Origin of the sequence: Neorhizobium alkalisoli (genome assembly GCF_007829835.1) — a bacterium.
Lineage (GTDB): Bacteria > Pseudomonadota > Alphaproteobacteria > Rhizobiales > Rhizobiaceae > Neorhizobium.
Genome location: NZ_VIWP01000004.1, coordinates 593,571 through 614,552, shown reverse-complemented (window position 1 = coordinate 614,552; position 20,982 = coordinate 593,571). Strand labels below are relative to the sequence as shown.

The following is a 20,982-nucleotide window of genomic DNA, read 5'->3' as shown; positions in this document are numbered from 1 at the left end:
CGAAACCGCCCTAGCCAAGAGCGCCGCTTACTGACGGAAGAGCGACAGAATATTCTCAGAGCTGGTGTTGGCGATGGAGAGCGACTGGATCGCCAGGGACTGCTGGGTCTGCAGGGCCTTGAGCCTCGTCGATTCCTCGTTCATGTCGGCATCGACCAGCCTGCCCACGCCCTTGTCGATCGAGTCGGTGAGCTTGGAGGCGAAGTCTTCCTGCATCGAGATACGCATCGAGATGGAGCCGAGTTTCGCCGTTGCGCTGGTCACAGCTTCGAGCTGGCCATCAACGAAGGAGATCAGAGCGTCCATGATCCGGGCGTCGTCGACATCGGTACCCATGCCGAGATAGTTCTGCGAAGTCTCGTCGCGATAGTCGTCGAGCTTGGTGATATCCAGTTCGGAAACCGAGACACCCGCTGCATAGGTGACCAGATCGCTACCGTCCGACGCCATGAGCTGGTCCGGATCGAAGTGATAACCGGCAGCCGTATCGTAGACGGCATCGACGAAGGCACCACCGACCTTGATCAGATATTCTGCGGATGCATCGGTCGGGAACACGCCCGTCGTGTCGCCCTTCATCCATACGTCGCCGCCGATATCCTTCCAGACGGCGGTCGTATCGCTCATCGCCGTGGTGTTGATATGGGCGAGACGATCGGCGCCGTTGGTGTCGGTGACTTCGCGAACACCCTTCAGCATCTTTGTATCGAGCAGACCAGCGTCACCGCCGGAAAGGTCGAAGAGAACGGTGGACTGGTCGAGTTTGACGTTGATGGTCTGAACCGCAACATTGCCCTTGCTGTCACGGGTAAAGGAAGCGACGACCTGCTTGTTGACCGGAGCGCCGGCCTCGATAAGACCGGTGTCGGCCTTCGTGTGACCGCCGATATCGGCCTGCAGCCAGTTCTCACCCGAGAACGAGGCGGAGGAAGCAACGCTGCGGAGCTGCTGCTGCAGCTGTGCGATTTCTTCCTGGATCTTCGACTTGTCGACGCCGGCTTCGGATGCGGCAACAAGCTTGCTCTTCACTTCGGTAACGATATCGACGACCGATTCCATCGCGGAATAGGCGGTGTCGACCTTTGCAGCGCCGAGGCCGAGAGCGTCCTGGACGGCAGACAGCGCACCATTGTCGGAACGCATGGTGGTCGCGATCGACCAGTAGGCGGCATTGTCGGATGCAGTGCCGACGCGCAGGCCGGACGATACGCGATCCTGGGTCTTTTCCAGATCAGAGCCGATGGTGCGCAGCGTCTGGAGAGCGGACATGGCGGCGATATTGGTAAGAATGCTGGTCATATTAGTGTGCCCCTTGAATTGGCTAGATTGAAAAGGGACATTCCGGGTGCACCGGAGAACGACAGCTCGGCGTAATGCCAGTTAACCTCTTTTTCGTCTTGGTTAACCCATCGTTTCGATGACTCCAGTTAAGGGAGGAATGGTTAACAAAGGTTAAACCGAATTTTACTCAGGTTAATAAAAATCGCTCTTTTGGCGCGGAGTGGAGTAAATTTCAGAAATTCATTAACCTATTTAAATCAGTCACTTAGAAGAAGTGTCTGCGTGAGTCCTCCCTACAGGGGCAAAAATTCTGCGAAAATAAAAAAAGCCGCGCTCCGAAGAGCGCGGCCTGTTTTTGTTAATTTGAAACTGCGTCTGCCGATTAACGGAAGAGCGACAGGATGTTCTGCGAGTCGGAGTTGGCGATCGAGAGCGACTGGATTGCCAAGGACTGCTGCGTCTGCAGGGCCTTCAGCTTGGTCGATTCTTCGTTCATTTCCGCGTCGACCAGGCGGCCAACACCGCTGTCGATCGAGTCGGACAGCTTGGAGACGAAGTCGCTCTGCATCGTGATGCGGCTCGAAGTCGCACCGAGCTTTGCAGCGGCGCTGGTCATTGCTTCCAGCTGGCCGTCCACGAAGGAAACGAGCTGGCTCATCAGGTCTTCGTCGCTGACGTTGGTGCCTTCGCCGATACCGAGGTAGAGATCGGAGTCGACGTCGCGGTAGTCGTCGAGCTTGGTGATGTCGAGTTCGGAAACCGATACGCCCTTCGTGTATTCGATCTGCTCGCCCGTGGTGGCGATCATGTCATCGGTCTTGACGAAGTAACCAGCGGTATCGCCGAATTCAGCGTTCACGTAGGAGCCGCCAACCTTCATCAGGTAGGTGCCGTCTGCGCCGCTCGTGTAGTTACCGGCAGTATCGCCCTTCATGTAGATGCCGCCGCCGAGGTCCTTCCAGACGGAATCCGTCGCAGCGAAGTCGGTGTCGTTGACCTTTGCGTAGCGGTCGTCGCCATTGGTGTCCTGAACAACGGCATAACCCTTGACCATGTTGCTGTCGAGGATACCGGAGTCACCACCCGAAAGGTCGAACAGAACGTTGGACGAGTCGAGCTTGATGTTGACGGTCTGGATGGCAACGTTGCCCTGGGCGTCGCGGGTGAAGGAACCGACGACCTGCTTGTTCAGGGCAGAACCGGCTTCGATGACGCCGGTGTCGGCGTTCGTCTGACCGCCGATATCGGCCTGGAGCCAGTTTTCGCCCGAGAAGGATGCAGACGAAGCAATGCTGCGGAGCTGCTGCTGCAGCTGCGTGATTTCTTCCTGAACCTTGGACTTGTCAACGCCCGGCTCAGAAGCGGCAACGAGCTTGTTCTTAACTTCCTGAACGACGTCGATAGCCGATTCGAAAGCGGAGTATGCGGTGTCGACCTTTGCAGCGCCGAGGCCGAGAGCGTCCTGGACTGCCGAGAGGGCGCCATTGTCGGAACGCATGGTGGTCGCAATCGACCAGTAGGCAGCGTTGTCAGAAGCAGTCGAAACGCGCTGGCCGGACGAAACGCGGTTCTGCGTCTCTTCCATATCCGAGCCGATCGAACGCAGCGTCTGGAGAGCAGACATAGCTGCGATGTTGGTAAGAATGCTAGTCATGATAGGTGCCCCTTGAGTGGCTGATTACGAAAAGGGACATTCCGGATTCCACCGGGAACGGCGCGCAGCATCATGCTTGCTAACCAATTAATTTTTCTGGTTAACCCGACGTTTCGATGGGACTAGGTAACCGCAATATAGTTAATGAACTTTGAAGCCGTTCAGAAAAAACAAAGGGCCGCATCCGAAACCGGATGCGGCCCCTTTTCGAAGTCTCTGGCGCGGTCAGCCTCCGCGCCCGAAACCCTATGCTATTAGCGGAAGAGCGACAGGATGTTCTGCGAGTCCGAGTTAGCGATCGAGAGCGACTGGATCGCCAGCTGCTGCTGGGTCTGCAGGGCCTTGAGCTTCGTCGATTCCTCGTTCATGTCGGCGTCTACCAGTCGGCCCACACCCTTATCGAGCGAGTCTGACAGCTTGGAGACGAAGTCTTCCTGCATCGAGATGCGGCTGGACGTTGCACCGAGCTTCGCTGCGGCGCTGGTCATCGATTCCAGCTGGGTGTCGACGAAGGAGGTCAGCTGAGCGATCAGGTCGTTGTCGCTGACATTGGTGCCTTCACCGATGCCGAGATATTCGTCGGCGTCCTTGTCGCGGTAGTCGTCGAGCTTGGTGATGTCGAGCGTGGAGACCGATACACCCTTGGTGTAGGTGATCGTTTCGCCGGTCGTTGCGACGAGCGAAGCGGTAGCAACCGAATAGCCCGAAGTATCGCCGAATTCCGCATCGACGTAACCGCCGCCGACCTTCATCAGGTACGTGCCGCTTTCACCGGTGGTGAAGTTGCCGGACGTGTCGCCCTTCATGTAGATGCCGCCGCCGATGTCCTTCCAGACAGAGTCGGTCGCAGCGAAATCGGTGTCATTGACCTTGGCGTAACGATCGTCGCCGTTGGTGTCCTGAACCTTGACGTAACCCTGCAGGGCGTTTGCATCGAGCAGACCGCCGTTGCCGCCGGAAAGGTCGAACAGAACGTTGGACGAGTCGAGCTTGACGCTGATCGTCTTGACGGCAACGTTGCCCTGGGCGTCGCGGGTGAAGGAGCCGACAACCTGCTTGTCCAGTGCATCACCGGCTTCGATGACGCCGGTGTCGGCGTTCGTCTGACCACCGATATCGGTCTGGAGCCAGTTTTCGCCCGAGAAGGAAGCCGAAGAAGCGATCGTCTTCAGCTGGTCCTGCAGCTGCGAGATTTCTTCCTGGATCTTGCCCTTGTCGGCAGCGCTTTCAGAAGCGGTTACGAGCTTGTTCTTGATTTCCTGGACGACGTCGATAGCCGATTCCATGCCGGTGTAGGCAGTGTCGACCTTGGCAGCACCGAGGCCCATGGCGTCCTGGACAGACGAAAGGGCGGCGTTGTCCGACTTCATGGTGGTCGCGATCGACCAGTAGGCGGCGTTGTCAGAAGCAGAGCTTACGCGCTCGCCGGTCGAGATCCGGTCCTGCGTCGTCTCCATGTCGGAGCCGATAGAGCGAAGCGTCTGGAGTGCCGCCATTGCGGACACGTTGGTGAGAATGCTGCTAGCCATAGTTGCTTGTCCCTTTGAACGAAATACTTTGGGGGGACATACCGGGCTGGAATAGTTTACCGGTCACTGCGGTCCGGCATCATGCCAACTCGGTGCCTTCCGCAGAAGAGATACCAAACCCGTCGTGTGGATTGAAATCTCGCAGCCAATCCTTGCCAAGTTCTTTAAATCGGGGGCGCGAAGCAGTCGCAATCGGGGCTATAGTTAATATCCGGTTAACGAAATTCAGAAGCCTCTAAGACTGCCTCATGCAAGCTTCACCTGACACGATGCCTCAAGCAGGCCCCATGGCCGGGCGCGCGATGCGCTGATTTTGGACGATTGGAGTGGCAGACGTGAGACAGGCGGCGATGCAGAAAGAGTACCTTTCGGCTCAAAAAGACTTCGACAAGGGCAAGTACCACGACGTTCTGACCGTTCTGAACAAGCTGATCGACGTCAACAAGGATCCGCGGCACTACGCCCTTCTCGGGGCGACGCTGGTGAAGCTGAAGATGAAGGGCGAAGCCGCGCAGGCCTTCCAGCTCGCCGGAGAGCAGGCCTCTCCGCACCGAATCAAATATCTTCGCGAAGCAATGCGGCTTCATTTTTCCAACAATGACGACATTTCCCTGCTGCGTGTCGGCGGCAGGGTGCTGCAGGATGCGATCGCTGATCCCGAAATGGCGATCCTCATGGCTGGTGCCCTTACCCGCCAGGAAATGTCCGGCGTAGAGGCCTTCCGCAAAACTCTTGCTGCCAGCACCAATCCGGAGCACCGGCGGTTTGCAGTCCGCTCGGTCAAGATCGCGCAGCGGACACCGGAAGAAAACCAGCTGATCATCGACGTCTTCAAGGACAATCCCGAGGACAAGCTGATTCGCACCGCCTATCTGACGATCCAGCGCGATGTGAACGATTACGCCGAGATCGAGAAATACGAGCCGATCGTCCGCGAGGAAATCGCGAGAGGCAATTACGAATCAGTGCTTGAGGAAATCTCGCTCTACAATATCCGCTGGTGCGACGACGAAAAGATCAATGCCATTGCCGGCGCCGGTCGTGGCAAGCCTGTTCCGGATGCCTGGAGGGCAAAGCGCCGCAACAAGCCTCATCGCTGGAGCGACAAGATCAGGCTCGGCTATATATCCGCCGACCTCTGGACGGACCATGCCGTGATGAAGGCTTTCCGCGGCGTGCTCGAAGCGCATGATCGCAGCAAGTTCGAAATCACGCTGTTCTGCAATGCGACCGATACGAACCTCAAGGACCATAACAGCGCCTACCGCGAGGCCTGGGGGAATATTGTCCGTATCCGCGGCAAGTCCGACGAAGAGGTGGCCGAGCTGATCAAGGCTGCCAATATCGACGTTCTCATCGATCTTCAGGGCCATACCGCCGATACCCGCGTCTCGGTCATGAACCATCTGACGGCGCCGGTTCACGCGACCTGGCTCGGTTATCCCGGCACGGTCGTCAACACCGATATCGACTACCTGATCTGTGACCGCACCGTGGTGCCGGAAACGTCGAGCCCGAACTATTACGAAAAGCTCTGCTGGATGCCGGAGACGTTCTTTCCGAACGATGCGATCCATCGCCCCCTGCCGAAGCCGGTCCCACGCCGTGTCTGCGGCATTCCCGACGACGCGTTCATCTTCTCCTGCTTCCACAGCAACTGGAAATATACGAAACAGACGGTCGACCTGTGGATCCGTATCCTCAACCAGACGCCGGAAAGCTATCTTTTCCTCATCTGCCGTGACCAGCTGGGTGCGCGCGCGAATGTCCGCAAGGCATTCCTCGATGCCGGCATTTCGGGCGATCGTATCCTGTTCGGCAGCCGTGTTGCCGATTACGCCGCCTATCTGGACCGTATCGCGCTGACCGATCTCGGTCTCGACACCTATCCCTATAACGGCCATACGACGACCTCGGAAAAGCTGTGGTGCGGCGTGCCGATGTTGACCTACAAGGGGAAGAACTTCGCCTCGCGCGTCAGTGAAAGCCTGTTGAATGCCGTCGGCCTGCCCGAAATGGTCTGCGAGACCACGGACGATTACGTCGCCCGCGCCGTGCACTTCTACAATCACCATCAGGAACTGAAGGAAATTCGCGGCCGTCTCGAAGAGAACCGGTTCACGCATCCGCTGTTCGATTCGGAACGTTTCTGCCGCCACCTAGAAACGGCTTACGGCATGATGGTCGATCGTGCAAAGGCAGGCATCGCCCCGGATCACTTCGACGTGCCGGCCCTGCCGCCGCGCACCGCGCCGTTCAAGACGGCCGAATAAGACGACAAACCTTCTGCGGGTGGTGCCGAACCATCCGCAGAACCATCTTGCAGGCAGAGACTTGCAGAATTGCTCAGTTGAACGAGCGAATCAGGCTTCCGACCAGAAGATTCCAGCCGTCGATCAGGACGAAGAACAGGATCTTGAACGGCAGCGAAATGGAGGTCGGCGGCAGCATCATCATACCCATCGCCATGGTAATCGCCGCGACGATCATGTCGATGACGAGGAAGGGCAGGATGATCAGGAAGCCGATTTCGAAACCGCGCCGGATTTCAGACAGCATGAAGGCCGGGACGAGAACGCGGTAATCGACCCGATCAGCCGTACCGACCGACTGGTTGCGCTCGCGGGCGATCTCGACGAAGAGCGCCAGATCCTTGTCGCGCGTATTGGCCGACATGAAGGTGCGGAAAGGCTCGGCAATCCGCTGTACCGCTTCCGCCTCCTGGATCTGGTTCTGCAGCAGCGGCTGAACACCGTCATTCCAGGCACGATCGAAGGTCGGCGACATGACGTAGAAGGTCATGAACAGCGCCATCGAGATCAGCACCATGTTGGACGGCGAGGACGCGATGCCCATGCCCGACCGCAGGATCGAAAACGCGATCAGGAAACGCGGAAAGCTGGTCACCATGACCAGAATGCCCGGCGCGACCGAAAGGACCGTCAAAAGGCCGAAGGTGCGGATGATCCATGCGGCTGCCGAGCCATCGACCGGCAGATTGAGCAGGTCGGCCGGCGACTGCTGGGCCAGTGCAAGCCCGGGCACTGCCAGCAGGGCGACAATGATGGAAATCAGCCGAATCATACGAGCACACGGATCCTGAACACCTATCTGAAATCCCATCGTCCCAAGGCAAGGTCAACCGCCTAACGGACCGAGGTCGCAGTCGTGAACAGGAAGATGCATCCCCTCGCCTCCAGCGTGCGTCAGGCGTGCCGCAGCTCGCGCGGAAAGACGGTACAGCCTTGCACAAGTCTCGGCGTCTAATCGTTGGAGGATCATTCATTGTGTGGCGAAGGGGGTCCACTCGAATCAGTGACGGCATCGATGACTGCTGACGATCTTCCAGGATCGGTCGGAAAAGACGCGCTCACGCCGCCACGTTTCGCCACATCCCATTCTCTGCACCATCCGGGGTCGTCGCCGCGCGTGGCCCGAAAGACCATCGATCGAGGACATGCCATTGAACTCCGTTAAGCTCAGCGTTTGCATCCCCACCTATAATCGTGCGCGTCACCTGCACGACTGCCTGTCGCGGTGCCTGCGGGAATTCAATTTCGACTTTCCCTACGAAATCGTGGTCTCCGACAACGCATCGACCGACGACACTTATGACGTCGTGCAGGAATTCCTCGCGCAGGGTGCACCGATCCGCTATTTCCGCTCGCAGAAGAATGTCGGGATGATCCCCAACATGAACAGCGCCTTCCGTCTCGGGCGCGGCGAATATCTGACCTATCTTGCCGATGACGACCGCCTGATTCCCGAGGAAGTGGCCAATATCGTCCATTTCCTCGACGCCAACCAGAACGTCACCGTCTGCCACGCACCGTGGTTCATCTATGACGCCGTCGAGGAACAGGATGGCACCCCGTTCTATCGTATCGAGCAGGATACGATATTCCCGAAGCAGAGCTTTGCGGATGTCTTCAATTTCATGTTCCGCGGCCATGTCTTCCCCGAGGTCGCGATCTATCGCGGTTCGGCGCTGCGGGCCGCTTGGGTTCCGCGCGAAATCTGCTTCTTCCCCTTCACCATGCTGGCGCATTTCCTCGACGAGGGTGATGTCGCCTTCCGCAAGACGCCCTTCTATCGTCAGGTCATCCGTTCGGCCGTCGAGCGCGACCGCGCACAGGGCGGCCACGAGATCGCGATGACCGGCTGGGACCAGTATCGCGGCGGTCTCGAATATTTCCTCTATTTCGGTGCCAAGCGCGGCAAGGTCGGCACGAGCGAGAACGACCGGGCAACCCAGGAACATCTCTGCAAGACCTTCACCATGGAGCGCATGGCCGTCGCGATCCGGCTTCTCGTCGCGCAGCGCGAATTCCTGAAATGTTACGAGCTCTACTGCCGCATGGAATTCGGCGGCATGGGCGGTCACAAGCAGCTGGCGGCAATCCGCGATGGCCTGCCGCTTGCAGCCGCGCTCGAGACCCTGGCTGGCCAGCTACATGCCTCTGCAGGTGTCAACCGCCTGATCATTTCTGGCTTTACCGATCCCTGGACGATCAGGGAGCGTCTCGCCAAGGTCCGTTTCCCCGAAAAAGTGACGACGACGGGCGAGCCGACCGACCATACCGACGAGATCATCGAACATTCGGCCGTTCTGGTTTCCCGCGCCGACCAGCGCGACCACTTCCTGTCGCTCGGCTACATGCCGAACCTCGTGTTCAGCCAGGACGATCTGATCAAGACGATCGTCCTGTGATGACGGCGCCGCCGGATCCGGCATTCGGCGGCTCTCATGGAAACCCGGTGGGACATATCGGCCAGAACCGCGGCCGCCGGACAAGGAAAGCCCGATAAGGGAACGCCCTATAGGGAGCAATGAAGTGAAGGCTGTTATTCTCGCCGGTGGGCTTGGCACGAGGATCTCGGAAGAGACCCATCTGAAGCCGAAGCCGATGATCGAAATCGGCGGTCGCCCGATCCTGTGGCACATCATGAAACTCTATTCCGCCCATGGCGTGAACGAGTTCATCATCTGCTGCGGCTACAAGGGCTATGTGATCAAGGAATATTTCGCCAACTACTTCCTGCACATGTCGGATATCACCTTCGACATGGCCTATAACGAAATGCAGGTGCATCGCCGCAATGCCGAGCCATGGAAGGTAACGCTGGTCGATACCGGCGAGGCGACGATGACCGGCGGCCGTCTGCTGCGGGTCGGTGACTATCTGCGCAACGAAGACTGCTTCTGCTTCACCTATGGTGACGGCCTCTCCGACGTCAATATTACCGAACTCGTCAAATACCATCAGGGCCACGGCAAGCTTTCGACCGTGACCGCCGTACATCCCCCGGGCCGTTACGGTGCTCTGCAGAGGGATGGCGAAGCCGTTACCGGCTTTACCGAAAAGCCGCGCGGCGACGGCGGCATGATCAATGGTGGTTTCTTCGTTCTCTCGCCAAAGTGCCTCGACTTCATCGAGGGAGACGCGACCCCCTGGGAATCGGCGCCGATGATGGACCTTGCCTCGAACGGCGAGATGATGGCCTTCGAGCACCAGGGGTTCTGGCAACCGATGGACACGCTGCGCGAAAAGAACATGCTCGAGGATCTTTGGGCCTCCGGCAAGGCGCCGTGGAAGATCTGGTCATGATGCCGTCAGCACGGCCTTCCGCCCGTTTCTGGGCCGGCAAGCGTGTGCTTTTGACGGGGCATACGGGGTTCAAGGGCAGCTGGCTTTCCCTCTGGCTCGAAAAGCTCGGCGCCGAGGTGACCGGCATATCGCTTGCCCCTTCCACCGATCCCAGCCTGTTTTCGCTGACGCGGCCAAAGCTTGCCGCGAGCCATTTTCAGGACATTCGTGATGCCGACACGATGCGGCAACTGATCGATGCCGCAGATCCGGAAATCGTGCTGCATCTGGCTGCGCAGGCGCTGGTTCGCCCAAGCTATCAGGACCCGCTCGGCACATTCGCGACCAATGTCCAGGGCACCGCCAATATTCTCGATGCCATCAGGCATGTCGCTTCGACCCGTGTCGTGGTGGCGATCACCACCGACAAGGTCTATCGCAATCTCGAGCATATCTTCCCTTACCGCGAGACCGACCATCTCGGTGGCCACGATCCATACAGCGCCAGCAAGGCGGCGGCGGAGCTGGTGATCGCCAGCTATCGCGACAGCTATCTGCGCGCGGCGGGCAAGGCCGTCGCCAGCGCCCGTGCCGGCAATGTCATCGGCGGCGGCGACTGGTCCGCCGACCGGCTTCTGCCGGATGCAGTGCGCGCCTGGCAGCCCGGCTCCGTGCTTGAAGTGCGGCGGCCCGAGGCCAAGCGCCCGTGGCAGCATGTGCTGGAGCCGCTTTCGGCCTATCTCGTATTGGCCGAACGGCTCTGGCACGATCCCTCACTGGCCGAGTCCTTCAATTTCGGGCCGGCGAGCCATGAAGCCGCTTGCGTGCGTGACGTGATCGAGATCGCCCGGACCGCCTATGGTCGCGGCGAGGTCGAATATGGCGATGGAACGAGCGGCCCGCACGAGGCGAACTGGCTGGCTCTGGAAACCGCCAAGGCACGGCAACTCCTCGGCATTGCGCCGCGCTGGCCACTGGAGGAGGCCGTTTCCCGCACCATGCTTTGGTATCGCGCTCTCGCCGAAGGCGCCGACGCCCGCACGCTGTGCGAAACCGACATCAATGAATTCGAGAAGATGCAATGAGCCGATTTGAAATTACCGACCTTTCCCTCTCCGGCCTGAAGCGGATCGAGCGCAAGAATATCGGCGATTCGCGCGGTTTCTTTTCGCGGGTATTTTGTGCCGAAGACCTGGCCGAAGCAGGCTGGGTGAAGCCGATCGCCCAGATCAATCTCAACCGCACGAGCCGGACCGGCAGCTTGCGCGGCATGCATTTCCAGTATGCACCGCATGCCGAGATGAAGCTGGTCAATTGCATCAGGGGCCGCATCTTCGACGTCGCAGTCGACCTGCGGGCCGGATCGCCGACCTTCCTGCAATGGCACGGAGAAGAGCTTTCGGCCGAGAACCGCCGCTCGCTGCTGATCCCGGAAGGGTTTGCGCATGGGTTCCAGACGCTGAGCGACGATTGCGAAGTGCTCTACATGACCTCGCACCCTTATGCGCCGGACGCAGAGGGTGGCATTGGCGCGCTCGATCCGATGGTCGGCATTACATGGCCGCTGGAGATCGCCGACATTTCCGAGCGCGACAGCAACCACCCTGCCCTCAGCCAAGCATTCGAAGGGATCAGGCTGTGATCCTTTCCAAAAAGCCGGCGGGCCGGTCATGAGCGCAAAAGTCCTTCTCACCGGTGCAACCGGATTTGTCGGAAGACAGATCCTTCGAGCGCTAGCCGATGCCGGTACATCGGTTCGTGCCGTTGTACGGGAAGGCTCGGAGAGCCGTCTTCCGGCTGACGTTTCCATAGAGAAGATCATCGCAAGCCCGGACATATTCTCCGAAAGCGCCGCGTGGTGGCAGGCAGCCTGCGAGGGGATCGATACCGTCGTCCATGCTGCCTGGTATGCGGAGCCCGGCCAATATCTCCAGTCGCCGCGCAATCTCGACTGCCTGGAAGGCAGCCTGGAAATGGCGAAGGGCGCGGCAGAAGCACGCGTGCGCCGCTTCATCGGTATCGGCACCTGTTTCGAATATGATCTGTCGCTCGGCATGCTGAAAACCGATGCGCCGATCCGGCCGACGACGCCCTATGCCGGCGCCAAGGCCGCGACCTTCATGGCGCTTTCGCAATACCTGCCGTTGCGACATGTGGACTTTGCCTGGTGCCGGCTTTTCTATCTCTATGGCGAGGGGGAGGACGCGCGCCGGCTGGTGCCCTATCTTCACCAGAAGCTTTCCGTCGGCGAACCGGTCGATCTTACCAGCGGCAACCAGATCCGCGATTTCGTGGATGTGGCCGAGGCCGGGCGACAGATTGCCGCCGTGGCGCTGGGAGAGACGAAAGGACCGGTCAACATCTGCTCCGGCATTCCGATTACAGTGCGGCAGATGGCCGAGCGGATCGCCGACGAATATGGCCGCCGCGACCTCCTGCGCTTTGGCGCAAGACCCGACAATCTCATCGATCCGCCCTGCGTCGTCGGGGTAAAAGACCAATCCATTCCGGTTTCCGGACTTAAATGACAGGAACGATTTCCATGACCGAAACGAAAGCCCCAAAGACCGAGTTCGAAAAGGAAGTCGAAACGCGCATCGCCGCCGTGCCGGAAGATGCGAAGCTGAAGAGCGACGTTTCCGCCTTCATGCATTCCTCGATCGAGTCGAAATATTCCTACAATTTCTTCTGGCTCGGCCGGCCGATTATCCAGTACCCGCAGGACATGGTCGCCCTGCAGGAGCTGGTCTGGGAGGTGAAGCCCGACCTGATCATCGAGACCGGCATTGCCCATGGCGGTTCGCTGATTCTCAGCGCCACCCTCCTGTCCCTGCTTGAAATGGCGGAAGCTGCGGAAAAGGGCGAAACGGTCGATCCGAACAAGCCGAAGCGCAAGGTTCTCGGCGTCGATATCGATATCCGCGCCCATAACCGCGCTGCGATCGAAGCCCATCCTTTCTATCCCCGCATCGAAATGATCCAGGGGTCGAGCGTCGCGCCTGATATCATGGACCAGGTCCGCAAGATCGCGTCCGGCTACAAGAAGATCCTCGTCTGCCTCGACAGCAACCACACCCACGAACACGTGCTGAAGGAACTGGAACTCTACGCGCCGCTCGTCAGCGTCGGCAGCTATTGCGTCGTGTTCGACACGCTGGTCGAAGACCTGCCGAAAGAACTGGCCGGCGATCGCCCATGGGGTCCGGGAGACAATCCCAAGACGGCCGTTTTCGAATATCTGAAGACGCATCCCGAATTTGCGATCGACAAGTCGATCGAGAACAAGCTGCTGATCACGGCTGCTCCGGACGGCTACCTGAAGCGCATCGCCTGATACGGCACCATTCGAGGGTCGGACGGGTGATCGTCCGGCTCTCGCAGTTTCACTTTATATATAGGCAATAAAAAAGGCGGCCGAGCCATGCTCAGCCGCCTTTTCCATTTCACATTCAAATCGTGGGTTATTCGATGACGAAGCTGCGCAGCAGGATCTTTGCGACCTTGCCCTGCGAGCGCAGGCTGGCGCGTTCCTGCAGGTCGTCGCGCAAATACTGGAAGCCGCGCGGACCTTCGATCTGCTGCAGCGAAACGGTGCGCAGATAGGCGAGGATATCCTGGTGAACGCTTTCGGCGGTCGCCGCTTCGGGCGGGCCGTTGAAGGCAAGCGCCACTTCGAGCCGTACCCAGTTGTCGGACGGATAGGCAAGATTGGTGGTGATCGGCTCGAGCAGAACGACGCCGTTCGCCTCGGTGGAGATATGGGGAAGTCCCTTCTCGCCACCCTTGCCCTTTTCGCCTTCCTTGGCGGCAGCCTCCGCCTCGGCCTTCTTCTGGTCGGCAAGCGGATCCTTCGGGGCGATCATGCCGCCCACGACCCAGCCACCGCCGGCGCCGACAAGCGTCAGCACCGCCACGCCGGCGATCAGCATCACCAGCGAGTTTTTCTTCTTTTCGGTGCCTTCACCGGGCTGTGCTTCATCCGCCATCTTGGTTTCAGACCTTAAAGCGTCGGGGCCTTAAGCCCCATCATCATCAGAAGGGCGAGAACAGGTCGACGACCTGTTGGCCGACCGGCGGCTGCTGCATTTCCGTCAGGCGGCCGCGGCCACCGTAGGAGATGCGGGCTTCGGCGATCTTGTCATAGGAGATCGTGTTCTGCGAATCGACGTCCTGCGGACGCGCGATACCGGCGACGTTCAGGATACGGATCTCGTGGTTGACGCGGACTTCCTGCGAGCCGCTGATCAGCAGGTTGCCGTTTTCGAGAATGCCGGTGACGACGGCGGCGACGAGCAGATTGAGGGTTTCAGACCGCTTGATCTTGCCCTTGCCGTCGGAATCCGTGTTCGAGTCGGAGCCGAGATCGCCAGTCGCCGCAGCCTTCGGCGTCCAGCCGAAGAGATTGGCAACACCTGCGCTCCAGGTAAGGCTGGTCGAGTTCTTGCGGCTGCGCTCCGTCTCGTTGTCGAAGTTCGCCTTGTCGTTGATCTTGATATCGACCGTCAGGATGTCGCCGACGTTCAGCGCGCGGCTGTCCTTGAACAGGGCTGCCTGGCTGTCGGACCAGAGCGAATAACCGTTGGCCATATGGCGCGGCTGCTTCGGATAGGACGCCATCTGCGTCGTCTGCGTATATTGCAGGCCGCTGCCGATCGGGCTCATCGCGGGGGCGTTGCCGATTTCCTTGATGGTCTGGCTCTGGCAGCCGGCCAGGAAAAGGACGGCGACAATGGCTGGAGCGGTTTTCATCATGTCGGGGCTTTCACGGGCTGGGGACGCTTGGATGTGTTCGGATCGGAGGCCGCCGAAATGATCGTCGAGATCATACCGGCCTTTTCAGGATCCATTTCGCTGAGGAAGAGCGCCGACTGGCGCGCCGGCAGCTGCATGATGATCGCCGCGGCGATCTCCATCTTCATCTGCTCGAGCTGCGGTGCTGCGGCATCCGGCTTCATCGTCTTGAAGATATCGACAAGGCCGGCCTGGGCGCGCTGCACGAAATCGTTGCGGCGCTTCAGCCAGTCCTGATACTCGGTCGTGCGGCTTTCGAGTGTCTTGATGCGATCGTCGACATCGGCCTGCAGCTTTTCCAGCTCCTGCTTCTGCAAGAGATAACGCTGGTCGCGGGCCTGGTCGGCAATATTGCCGCAGAACTTCTGGATTTCGTCCTGGCTGGACGTCGCGGCAAACGAGGCCGGATCCGGCTGCTGCTGGGCGCCTGCCTGGTGAACCAGAGCCAGAAGCGCACCGGCGACAACGACCCGGCGAACGAGGCTGCGGGAAACCGTGAAGGTGATCAGATTATCCGTCATTGGAGAACGAGCTCCGCCTGAAGTGCGCCTGCCGACTTGATGCCCTGCAGGATTGCGATGATACCGTCCGGCTTGACGCCGATCCTGTTGAGGCCGGCGACGAGCGTGCGCAGATCCGGGCCGTTGAGGATCGCCACCTGGCCGCCGTCCTTCATCGCCATGATGTCGGTATTCGGCTGCACGGCAGTCTCGCCATTCGAGAAGGGCTCCGGTTGGACGATCTGCGGCGTCTCGGTGACCTGAACGGTCAGCGTGCCGTAGCTGACAGCGACGCGCGAAACCTTGACGTCGGCGCCGATGACAATCGTGCCGGTCTTTTCGTTGACGACGACCTTGGCAGGCGTGTCCGTCTCGACCTGAAGGTTTTCGATCTCGGCCATGAGGCGGGCAAGATCGGCCGTCTTCGGCTTGGAAACGACCACTTCCTGGCTGTCACGCGATTCGGCGATCGGCGCGCCATACCGGCGAGCGGCGTAATTGTTCACCGTATCGGCGATGCGGACGGCAGTGGAGAAATCCGGGTTGCGCAGCTGCAGCACGAGATTGACCGAATCCTTGAACTTGGACGGCAATTCGCGCTCGATGATCGCACCGTTCGGGACGCGGCCGGCGGTGGTGACACCTTCCGTCAGCGTCGCCGCCTGGCCCTGCGCCTGGAAGCCGGAAACGATCAGCGAGCCTTGCGCAACGGCATAGATCTGGCCGTCCGCGCCGGAAAGCGAGGTCATGACCAGCGTGCCGCCGCGCAGCGAGGTCGCGTCACCCATCGAGCTGACGCTGACATCCAGGCGGCTGCCGGGGCTTGCGAAAGGCGGCAGGTTGGCTGTGACCATGACGGCTGCGACGTTCTTGGCATTCGACTGGCTGCCCTGGGTCGAGATGCCGAGGTTCTGCAGCATGGCGCGCATCGACTGATCGGTGAAGGGTGCGGAACGCAGGCTGTCGCCGGAACCCTGAAGGCCGACGACGAGACCATAACCGATCAGCTGGTTGTCACGGCCGGCCTGCAGCGAGGCAATGTCCTTGATCCGGGCGATGTCGGCGGTGCTTGCCGCCGCTGCGGCGAGCAGGCCAGCGGCCAGCACGAACAGGCCGATAATGCGGGTATATCTCATTGATCAAGGACCTGTACTGAACCGTCGGGCATGACGGTACCGCTGACGGTAATGCCCGAATCGGAATTGCGAACCTTGATGATGTCGCCGACCGCCGCATCGTCGAGCGACATGCCAGCCGCCGAGATCGACATGCCGCCGACGTTGAAGGCAATCCGCACATTCTTGCCGCGGGTAATGGCAAAAGGCTCGCGCAGCCCGGAGAGCGAGATGGTCCGGCCCGGAAGCAGCGTGCGCTTGCTGACCATGCCGGCAACCTGCCGGATCCTCTTGGCGTAGTCGCCGGAGAGGTTCGGGTTGGTGACCTCCACTTCCTGGACGCGGTTCTGGGAAATGACCTCGCCGGGATAGATGATGGAGAGCGGCACGACGGCCGTATTGGACTCGGCAAAGGCCGGCCCGGCCATCACGGCGCAGACAAGCGCCAGAGCCGAGACCGACTTCACTGCTGCATTCACATTCTTCCGGCGAAACCTCATGTCTGCCCGTCTCCTGTTTTATTTCAGGTTCTTGCTGACGATCGAAGCCATCTCATCTGCTGTGGTGATGACCTTGGAGTTCATTTCGTAGGCGCGCTGCGCGGAAATCAGATTGGTGATTTCCTTGACCGCATCGACGTTCGACGATTCCAGATAGCCCTGCTTCAGATAGGCGTAGCCCGGGTCGTCGGGAGCTGCGACCGTGGCCTGACCCGAGGCGAGCGTTTCGCCGAACAGGTTGTCGCCGAGCGGCTGCAGGCCGGCCTCGTTGGCAAAATTTGCAATGGTCAGCTGGCCGACCTGGGTGAACGTGGTGTCGTTGCCGATACGCACGTTGACTTCACCGGAACGGCTGATCTGGATTTCGCTGACATCGGCCGGGAAGGTGATGTTCGGGACGACGGCATAACCGTCGATCGTCACCAGCTGGCCCTGGGCGTTCTGGTTGAAGGCGCCGGCGCGGCTATAGAGCGTCGTGCCATCGGGAGCCTGAACCTGGAACCAGCCACGGCCGACGAGCGATACGTCGAGCGGGTTTTCGGTCTGGGTCAGTTCGCCCTGCGTATGGATGTTACGGACGGCCGAGGTCTGAACGCCGAGACCGATATTGGCGCCTTCCGGCACGATTGCCTGGTTGGCACGGTTCGGCACGCCCTGGGCGCGTTCGCTTTGATAGAGAAGGTCGGAGAATTCCGCACGCGCCCGCTTGTAGCCGGTCGTGTTGATGTTGGCGATGTTGTTCGCAATGACTTCAAGATTGGTCTGCTGGGCATCCATGCCCGTTGCGGCGACGGCAAGCGCTCTCATGTCTTCGTCCTTAAAACTTTAGATCTGCATCTTCGTGATTTCGAGATATGCGGAGACGATCTTGTCGCGGAACGAGAGAGCCGTCTGCAGGGACTGCTGTGCTTCCAGGACGGCATCGACCACTTCGCGGGTGTTCGCCTTGCCCTGGATGCCCTTGAAGGACATCGCTTCCGCGCCCTTCAGGCTGTTGACCGTCTCGGTCGCCATATTACCCAGCATCTCGCCGAAGCTCTGGCCAGTTGCCTGGCCGGGTGTCAGCGCGGTGCTGCCAAGGGCGTTGGCACCCAGCGTGCCGAAAGTGGAAGAGCTCTTGTCGCTCGTGACCTCATCCAGACCACGGGTCAGGGAGAGAGAGCTTACGTTTTGAACCTGGTCAATCATTGTCCGGCCTTCAGGAGATCGATGGTAGAGGCGATCAGTTCGCGCGTCTGCTTGATGGTCTGGAGATTGGCGTCATAGGAGCGGTTCGCTTCCCGCATGTCGGCCATCTCGATCAGCATGTTGACGTTCGGCATCTTGACCATGCCCTTGGCATCTGCAGCCGGATGATCCGGATCGTATTCCTCGACGAACTTCCCCTTGTCGACGCCGATCTTCTTGACGCCAACCACATCGACGCCGCTCGTCTTGTCCAGCTGCTCACCAAACGTGATCAGCTTGCGGCGGTAGGGGTCGGCACCGGGCGTGTCGCCGGTCGAACGGGCATTGGCAATGTTTTCGGAAACGATACGCAGACGCGTGGACTGGGCCTCCAATCCCGATCCAGCGATTTTCAGGGAGGCCGATAGCGGATCCATTTGCTTACCTCTTGACTGTCAGCAGCATCATGCTGTGGAACGATTTGACGAGACCGGTGCTCAGTTCGTACTGGCGCTTGATCTCGCCGCCTTTCGAAAGTTCATCGGCCAGCGATACGGTATTGCCGGATTCCTGCACGCCGATTTCGTTGTCGAGTGCGGCATCCTTGACCTCGACCTGATCGCTCAGCTCGTTGGCGGCGAAATGGGCCGGATTGGTGCGGGCCATCGGGATGTAGCTCTTGTCGAGCACCGCCTCGAAAGGCGTGACATCCTTGGATTTGAAATGTGGGGTATTGGCGTTGGCAATATTGCCGGAAACAACCTCCTGGCGCACGGAAAGCCATTCGGCTTGGCGGGACGCGAGACTGAAAAGCTGAATCGGTTGCATAGGCTTTACTCCATCTTCTATTAGGAGCCTATGCGAGTAACCTTGCGTCGGACTTACGGCTTTCCTGGAACCTGGTCTTTGTAAACTTCACCGCTGGATGTAATGATCACCCAGCGGCCGTCCCGCTGTTCCAGGGAGGCGAGCTTGGTGTTGTCGGGAAGGATTGAGCCGACCCGCACCATGTACATGCCCTTGCCGTCCTCGATCAGAGCTCGGCCGTTGGCGACGTGCAGCAGCTTGAAATTTCCCCTGCCCGGAAACGGTTGATCTTCCACGAGATTACCGTCCCGCTTCTCTCCCAGGGAAGAGGTGGTCGCAGTGGTCAACGCATCCATGGGGTCGGCCGGCGGAATGAAATCCTTGGTATTGTCGATCATCGCCAGTGGAGAGACGCTGAAGACTGCGCGGGGCGCGGTCGGCGGCAGGTCACGGGTGTGATCCATCGGATCGACATTGAGGCCGAACTTGTCCTCGTTCAGAAAGACGTACCATGGGAAGAAAGCCGAGGCCGCAGCAAGGGTTACCCCCGTCGCAACGAGAGCCCGGTCGGCGAAGCGCGATGCGTTCTTCTTCTTTGCCCGTGACATGGATTGGCTCATCTCTTTGCCTTTCATTCCAAATTACCTTCTCGCGATAGCCGATTGCGCTACGGGCTGGCCCGCGGCGGCACGCAGTGCGTTTGCCAGATCGGCATAGGCGTCTTCCGCCGGGTCATCGCCCGGCGTCTGCTTGAGAACATCGTAGATGACCGGCACCTGCTTGATCGCCATGTCGAGATCGGGATCGCTGCCGGGGCGGTAACCACCGATCAGGCGCAGGTCGCGGGTTTCCTCGAAACGGTGGACCAGTGCCTTGAGGCGCGAGACCAGCGTCTTCTGATCCGGCGTCCAGGCCTTGGTTGCCAGACGCGAGATCGAGGCAAGCGGGTTGATCGGCGGATAACGCCCCTCTTCCGCAAGCGAGCGGTCGAGAACGATATGGCCGTCGAGAATGCCGCGCGTGGAGTCGGCGATCGGGTCGTTGTGATTGTCGCCATCGACGAGGATGGAGATGATCGCCGTCACCGTGCCGGTTTCCTCGACGCCCGGGCCAGCGCGTTCGAGAAGGCGCGGCAGCTCGGTGAAGACGGAGGCGGGATAACCACGGGCGATCGGCGGCTCACCGGCGGCAACCGCGACTTCGCGGATCGCATGGGCAAAACGCGTGACGCTGTCTGCGATGAACAGGACGTTGTCACCCTGATCGCGAAAGTGCTCGGCAATGGTCATGGCGACGAGCGGTGCCATCTTGCGCAGCATCGGACTTTCGTCGCTGGTCGCAACGACGCAGATCGATTTCGACATGTTCTCGCCCATCGTATCTTCGATGAACTCGCGCACTTCGCGACCACGTTCGCCGACCAGTGCGATCACCACCTTGTCGAAGGCTTCGGCACGCGCCAGCATGGACAGAAGCGTCGACTTGCCGACGCCGGAGCCCGCGAAAATGCCGAGACGCTGGCCAAGGCAGAGCGGCGAGAAGATGTCGATGGCACGCACGCCGGTCCGAAAACCGTGTTCCACGCGGGCACGGGTCATGGATGGTGGCGCAGTCGTATTGATGGAACGGGCGTTCTGCCCCTTTTCAAGTGGGCCTTCACCATCGATCGGTTCGCAGAGCGAATTGATCGTACGGCCGCACCAGCTGTCATCGGGAGAAACCCGGAAAGCGCCCTGATGGATGATCGTGTCGCCGACACCGATCGGCTCGCCCGGTTCGATCGGGCAGACATAGATGAGATCCGGCTCGACACGCACGACTTCGCCGAGATGCAGGCCGTTCGGGCTGCGATGGGCAACGAATTCGCCGAGGTGGACGAGCTTGGACAGGCCGGTCACGGTATAGTGGCCGGCCGCAATGGTACGTACGCGGCCGCCGTTGACGACCAGCGCCGATGGCTCGGCATAACTTGCGGTCAGCGCGGCGAGCGCGGCGAGCCTGCCGCCCGCAACCGACTGTTCTATCGCTGCTTCGATCATGCCTGCCTACT

General features: G+C 59.9%; 22 protein-coding genes. 7 read left to right on the top strand and 15 right to left on the bottom strand.

What is annotated here, in order from left to right; genetic code table 11:
- Nucleotides 1-27: 27 nt before the first annotated feature.
- From FHW37_RS18830 to FHW37_RS34505, 3 genes are all read right to left on the bottom strand, one after another.
- The gene (locus FHW37_RS18830; protein ID WP_145639131.1) at nt 28-1,299 is read right to left on the bottom strand and encodes a flagellin; all 1,272 of its coding nucleotides are present in this window, start codon (nt 1,297-1,299) and stop codon (nt 28-30) included.
- Nucleotides 1,300-1,663: 364 nt separating this feature from the next.
- Entirely contained in the window at nt 1,664-2,935 is a 1,272-nt protein-coding gene (locus tag FHW37_RS18825) for a flagellin (RefSeq protein WP_145639129.1), read from the bottom strand.
- 254 nt (nt 2,936-3,189) lie between these two features.
- Nucleotides 3,190-4,464 (bottom strand): flagellin, encoded by a 1,275-nt coding sequence (locus FHW37_RS34505; protein ID WP_145639127.1) that lies wholly within the window; start codon nt 4,462-4,464, stop codon nt 3,190-3,192.
- Between the two features lie 326 nt (nt 4,465-4,790).
- On the opposite strand from FHW37_RS34505, the gene FHW37_RS18815 reads away from it, so the two are divergent.
- Nucleotides 4,791-6,737, top strand: coding sequence for a glycosyl transferase (locus FHW37_RS18815; RefSeq protein ID WP_145639125.1), 1,947 nt, complete (start codon nt 4,791-4,793; stop codon nt 6,735-6,737).
- A 73-nt stretch (nt 6,738-6,810) separates the two neighbouring features.
- On the opposite strand, the gene fliP is transcribed toward FHW37_RS18815, so the two are convergent.
- The gene (gene fliP / locus FHW37_RS18810; protein ID WP_145639123.1) at nt 6,811-7,548 is read right to left on the bottom strand and encodes a flagellar type III secretion system pore protein FliP; all 738 of its coding nucleotides are present in this window, start codon (nt 7,546-7,548) and stop codon (nt 6,811-6,813) included.
- Between the two features lie 379 nt (nt 7,549-7,927).
- Here fliP and FHW37_RS18805 point away from each other — a divergent pair, with 379 nt between their 5' ends.
- The 6 genes from FHW37_RS18805 (at nt 7,928) to FHW37_RS18780 (ending at nt 13,386) form a co-directional block, all read left to right on the top strand.
- Complete coding sequence (locus tag FHW37_RS18805) at nt 7,928-9,175, top strand: glycosyltransferase family 2 protein (protein ID WP_145639121.1); 1,248 nt, start codon at nt 7,928-7,930, stop codon at nt 9,173-9,175.
- 124 nt (nt 9,176-9,299) lie between these two features.
- Nucleotides 9,300-10,073: a glucose-1-phosphate cytidylyltransferase gene (rfbF, locus tag FHW37_RS18800; protein ID WP_145639119.1), complete on the top strand. Its 774-nt coding sequence runs from the start codon at nt 9,300-9,302 to the stop codon at nt 10,071-10,073.
- Nucleotides 10,070-11,137 (top strand): CDP-glucose 4,6-dehydratase, encoded by a 1,068-nt coding sequence (rfbG, locus tag FHW37_RS18795; RefSeq protein ID WP_145639117.1) that lies wholly within the window; start codon nt 10,070-10,072, stop codon nt 11,135-11,137. Before rfbF ends, rfbG begins: the two co-directional genes overlap by 4 nt.
- Nucleotides 11,134-11,694, top strand: coding sequence for a dTDP-4-dehydrorhamnose 3,5-epimerase (gene rfbC, locus FHW37_RS18790; RefSeq protein ID WP_145639115.1), 561 nt, complete (start codon nt 11,134-11,136; stop codon nt 11,692-11,694). Before rfbG ends, rfbC begins: the two co-directional genes overlap by 4 nt.
- 28 nt (nt 11,695-11,722) lie before the next feature.
- On the top strand, nt 11,723-12,580 hold the full coding sequence (locus FHW37_RS18785; RefSeq protein ID WP_145639113.1) for an NAD-dependent epimerase/dehydratase family protein: 858 nt from the start codon (nt 11,723-11,725) through the stop codon (nt 12,578-12,580).
- A 14-nt stretch (nt 12,581-12,594) separates the two neighbouring features.
- Nucleotides 12,595-13,386: a cephalosporin hydroxylase family protein gene (locus FHW37_RS18780; protein WP_145639112.1), complete on the top strand. Its 792-nt coding sequence runs from the start codon at nt 12,595-12,597 to the stop codon at nt 13,384-13,386.
- Nucleotides 13,387-13,513: 127 nt separating this feature from the next.
- Here the strand turns inward: FHW37_RS18780 and FHW37_RS18775 are convergent, their stop codons facing one another.
- From FHW37_RS18775 to fliI, 11 genes are read right to left on the bottom strand one after another with little or no spacing between them, the layout of a single operon-like run.
- Nucleotides 13,514-14,038 carry a flagellar basal body-associated FliL family protein gene (locus FHW37_RS18775; RefSeq protein ID WP_145639110.1) on the bottom strand — a complete coding sequence of 175 codons (525 nt, stop codon included), beginning with the start codon at nt 14,036-14,038 and terminating at the stop codon, nt 13,514-13,516.
- A gap of 46 nt (nt 14,039-14,084) precedes the next feature.
- Nucleotides 14,085-14,804 carry a flagellar basal body L-ring protein FlgH gene (flgH, locus tag FHW37_RS18770; RefSeq protein WP_145639108.1) on the bottom strand — a complete coding sequence of 240 codons (720 nt, stop codon included), beginning with the start codon at nt 14,802-14,804 and terminating at the stop codon, nt 14,085-14,087.
- Nucleotides 14,801-15,364 (bottom strand): MotE family protein, encoded by a 564-nt coding sequence (locus FHW37_RS18765; protein ID WP_145639106.1) that lies wholly within the window; start codon nt 15,362-15,364, stop codon nt 14,801-14,803. Before FHW37_RS18765 ends, flgH begins: the two co-directional genes overlap by 4 nt.
- Nucleotides 15,361-16,479 carry a flagellar basal body P-ring protein FlgI gene (locus FHW37_RS18760; protein WP_145639105.1) on the bottom strand — a complete coding sequence of 373 codons (1,119 nt, stop codon included), beginning with the start codon at nt 16,477-16,479 and terminating at the stop codon, nt 15,361-15,363. The genes FHW37_RS18765 and FHW37_RS18760 overlap by 4 nt, the downstream gene beginning before the upstream one ends.
- Nucleotides 16,476-16,958, bottom strand: coding sequence for a flagellar basal body P-ring formation chaperone FlgA (gene flgA, locus FHW37_RS18755; protein ID WP_145639103.1), 483 nt, complete (start codon nt 16,956-16,958; stop codon nt 16,476-16,478). The genes FHW37_RS18760 and flgA overlap by 4 nt, the downstream gene beginning before the upstream one ends.
- A gap of 18 nt (nt 16,959-16,976) precedes the next feature.
- Nucleotides 16,977-17,765, bottom strand: a complete 789-nt coding sequence (gene flgG, locus FHW37_RS18750) for a flagellar basal-body rod protein FlgG (RefSeq protein ID WP_145639101.1) — start codon at nt 17,763-17,765, stop codon at nt 16,977-16,979.
- An 18-nt stretch (nt 17,766-17,783) separates the two neighbouring features.
- Nucleotides 17,784-18,146: a flagellar hook-basal body complex protein FliE gene (locus FHW37_RS18745; protein ID WP_145639099.1), complete on the bottom strand. Its 363-nt coding sequence runs from the start codon at nt 18,144-18,146 to the stop codon at nt 17,784-17,786.
- The gene (gene flgC / locus FHW37_RS18740; RefSeq protein ID WP_145639097.1) at nt 18,143-18,562 is read right to left on the bottom strand and encodes a flagellar basal body rod protein FlgC; all 420 of its coding nucleotides are present in this window, start codon (nt 18,560-18,562) and stop codon (nt 18,143-18,145) included. The genes FHW37_RS18745 and flgC overlap by 4 nt, the downstream gene beginning before the upstream one ends.
- A gap of 4 nt (nt 18,563-18,566) precedes the next feature.
- Nucleotides 18,567-18,953, bottom strand: a complete 387-nt coding sequence (gene flgB, locus FHW37_RS18735) for a flagellar basal body rod protein FlgB (RefSeq protein WP_145639095.1) — start codon at nt 18,951-18,953, stop codon at nt 18,567-18,569.
- Between the two features lie 53 nt (nt 18,954-19,006).
- Nucleotides 19,007-19,540: a flagellar protein gene (locus FHW37_RS18730; RefSeq protein ID WP_246690820.1), complete on the bottom strand. Its 534-nt coding sequence runs from the start codon at nt 19,538-19,540 to the stop codon at nt 19,007-19,009.
- A 33-nt stretch (nt 19,541-19,573) separates the two neighbouring features.
- A complete protein-coding gene (fliI, locus tag FHW37_RS18725; protein WP_145639091.1) occupies nt 19,574-20,971 on the bottom strand; it encodes a flagellar protein export ATPase FliI in 1,398 nt (465 codons plus the stop codon).
- Nucleotides 20,972-20,982: the final 11 nt, after the last annotated feature.

What these genes read in the sequence shown, in the direction of transcription:
- FHW37_RS18830 (WP_145639131.1), bottom strand. Translation starts at nt 1,299, where the DNA reads ATGACCAGCATTCTTACCAATATCGCCGCCATGTCCGCTCTCCAGACG.
- FHW37_RS18825 (WP_145639129.1), bottom strand. Translation starts at nt 2,935, where the DNA reads ATGACTAGCATTCTTACCAACATCGCAGCTATGTCTGCTCTCCAGACG.
- FHW37_RS34505 (WP_145639127.1), bottom strand. Translation starts at nt 4,464, where the DNA reads ATGGCTAGCAGCATTCTCACCAACGTGTCCGCAATGGCGGCACTCCAG.
- fliP (WP_145639123.1), bottom strand. Translation starts at nt 7,548, where the DNA reads ATGATTCGGCTGATTTCCATCATTGTCGCCCTGCTGGCAGTGCCCGGG.
- rfbG (WP_145639117.1), top strand. Translation starts at nt 10,070, where the DNA reads ATGATGCCGTCAGCACGGCCTTCCGCCCGTTTCTGGGCCGGCAAGCGT.
- rfbC (WP_145639115.1), top strand. Translation starts at nt 11,134, where the DNA reads ATGAGCCGATTTGAAATTACCGACCTTTCCCTCTCCGGCCTGAAGCGG.
- FHW37_RS18785 (WP_145639113.1), top strand. Translation starts at nt 11,723, where the DNA reads ATGAGCGCAAAAGTCCTTCTCACCGGTGCAACCGGATTTGTCGGAAGA.
- FHW37_RS18780 (WP_145639112.1), top strand. Translation starts at nt 12,595, where the DNA reads ATGACCGAAACGAAAGCCCCAAAGACCGAGTTCGAAAAGGAAGTCGAA.
- FHW37_RS18775 (WP_145639110.1), bottom strand. Translation starts at nt 14,038, where the DNA reads ATGGCGGATGAAGCACAGCCCGGTGAAGGCACCGAAAAGAAGAAAAAC.
- flgH (WP_145639108.1), bottom strand. Translation starts at nt 14,804, where the DNA reads ATGATGAAAACCGCTCCAGCCATTGTCGCCGTCCTTTTCCTGGCCGGC.
- FHW37_RS18765 (WP_145639106.1), bottom strand. Translation starts at nt 15,364, where the DNA reads ATGACGGATAATCTGATCACCTTCACGGTTTCCCGCAGCCTCGTTCGC.
- FHW37_RS18760 (WP_145639105.1), bottom strand. Translation starts at nt 16,479, where the DNA reads ATGAGATATACCCGCATTATCGGCCTGTTCGTGCTGGCCGCTGGCCTG.
- flgA (WP_145639103.1), bottom strand. Translation starts at nt 16,958, where the DNA reads ATGAGGTTTCGCCGGAAGAATGTGAATGCAGCAGTGAAGTCGGTCTCG.
- flgG (WP_145639101.1), bottom strand. Translation starts at nt 17,765, where the DNA reads ATGAGAGCGCTTGCCGTCGCCGCAACGGGCATGGATGCCCAGCAGACC.
- FHW37_RS18745 (WP_145639099.1), bottom strand. Translation starts at nt 18,146, where the DNA reads ATGATTGACCAGGTTCAAAACGTAAGCTCTCTCTCCCTGACCCGTGGT.
- flgC (WP_145639097.1), bottom strand. Translation starts at nt 18,562, where the DNA reads ATGGATCCGCTATCGGCCTCCCTGAAAATCGCTGGATCGGGATTGGAG.
- flgB (WP_145639095.1), bottom strand. Translation starts at nt 18,953, where the DNA reads ATGCAACCGATTCAGCTTTTCAGTCTCGCGTCCCGCCAAGCCGAATGG.
- FHW37_RS18730 (WP_246690820.1), bottom strand. Translation starts at nt 19,540, where the DNA reads ATGTCACGGGCAAAGAAGAAGAACGCATCGCGCTTCGCCGACCGGGCT.
- fliI (WP_145639091.1), bottom strand. Translation starts at nt 20,971, where the DNA reads ATGATCGAAGCAGCGATAGAACAGTCGGTTGCGGGCGGCAGGCTCGCC.